The following is a 1550-nucleotide window of genomic DNA, read 5'->3' on the forward strand; positions in this document are numbered from 1 at the left end:
ATAATCATTTATAAGCAGAAAATGTCATGCCCCTGTTGACATGACATATAAGCGACTGCCTGTCGCACAAAGAGGCTATCTTATCATATAAGACAGCCCTGTTTAATAGTTTAATGTGTTTTATTTTGTTCAGTATATTCTACAATACGTTGTGCTAGTTCCATGATGGATTCAAAGCTTTCAGCGCCACCAATAAATCCTCCTGGATGAATGAAGCGTGCACCTTCGACTCCAGTAAGATCTACTAATTCTTGATCACGTTTTCCACACCACTCTTCAGGTACTTTGATACGTGTATCAAAACTTGCTGGTGATAAAGGAACTCCCTGAAAGTTCCATCCTCCTCTTTGAGAAGGAAACACAGTCAAATAGATATCATTCACTTTATTGCTTTCTGATTTAAGTAATGTACCTTTCCATGGGACAAACTGTTCTAGAATCATAATATGATGTTCTGATAAGTCAATTTGTGCTTCAACATAATCCATTCCTTGAATTCTACTTACTTCAGAATGAATGCAGGTATCAAATATCTCTTTAAGTAATGGTTCACCATTTTTATGATAATGTTCCATTAAGATGGCGAGCTGTTCTACTGGATAAGCAGTGACTTCATCTGTTTCTTCACGTTCAAAAGAAAGTGGCTGCACAAACATCTTATTCACATCATATACACCTAATTCTGAATGTTTACTTGATTTATTATAATAAGTGATGATTTCTTCACCATATTCTTTCCACATATCTATGGCATCACCTTCTTCATTAAAGATGAAACAATTCGCTTCATTGGCTTTATCTAAGACAATCTTCTTCATCGTTTGATCTAACCAGTCGTAACCATCATCCCAATCAAGTTCATTATTATTATAAACATCCTTTAAATATTCAATATATACATGAAATACCTTTCTCATAAAATCAACCGATTTTAAAAATGCTTCGTCTCCACTAATAGGTGAATTCCAGAATGGATTACTAATAGAAATGACAGATGAAATAGTCATGGAAATGCGTTCACCTTCTCCATTATCCAATGCATCAATAGGTATGATGATCTGATCATCTATATCATAAAAATAATCTTCTATGTAATCTTTGATGCCTAACTTCTCCAAAATCTGTATTCCATAATCACGCCAAATAAGACCTACAGAAGAATAAGCAATCCCATTATCTCTTCTTACTTTATCATCCTGATGATGATCATACTTTCCTAAACCAATATCATAGACAAACGCATCTGTATCTTTTTCATCAATTTCTGCAACTCTGGCAAGTGGAATATCTTCATATAATATTTCTAACAGGACTGTCGCCATAACATCATCTGCATGAAATGATCCTGCATGAGTTATGAACTTTGCATCCTTTCCTTCTACTATCGTAATCATACTATCTCCTTATGTGCTCTTATATAATCATATCATTCTTATCTAAAATTTACACTAAGAAAAAAAGCCCTCCTGAAGGAAGGCTTAAAAAAAGGACCTGGCAGCTTGCTATTGTCGCGTCTTCACACTATCGTCGCCGTTATGATGCTTAACTTC

The 1550-nt window shown here is 34.6% G+C and carries 1 protein-coding gene; it reads right to left on the minus strand.

Features of this window, described 5'->3' with window-relative positions; genetic code table 11:
* Window positions 1-110: 110 nt before the first annotated feature.
* The gene (locus tag ACFOZZ_RS07535) at window positions 111-1394 is read right to left on the minus strand and encodes an MYG1 family protein (RefSeq protein ID WP_376814996.1); all 1284 of its coding nucleotides are present in this window, start codon (window positions 1392-1394) and stop codon (window positions 111-113) included.
* Window positions 1395-1550 lie beyond the last annotated feature (156 nt).

Origin of the sequence: Catenibacterium sp. GCM10023432, assembly GCF_042651925.1 — a bacterium.
GTDB classification, from domain to species: domain Bacteria; phylum Bacillota_I; class Bacilli_A; order Erysipelotrichales; family Coprobacillaceae; genus Catenibacterium; species Catenibacterium mitsuoka.

What these genes read in the sequence shown, in the direction of transcription:
- ACFOZZ_RS07535 (WP_376814996.1), bottom strand. Translation starts at nt 1,394, where the DNA reads ATGATTACGATAGTAGAAGGAAAGGATGCAAAGTTCATAACTCATGCA.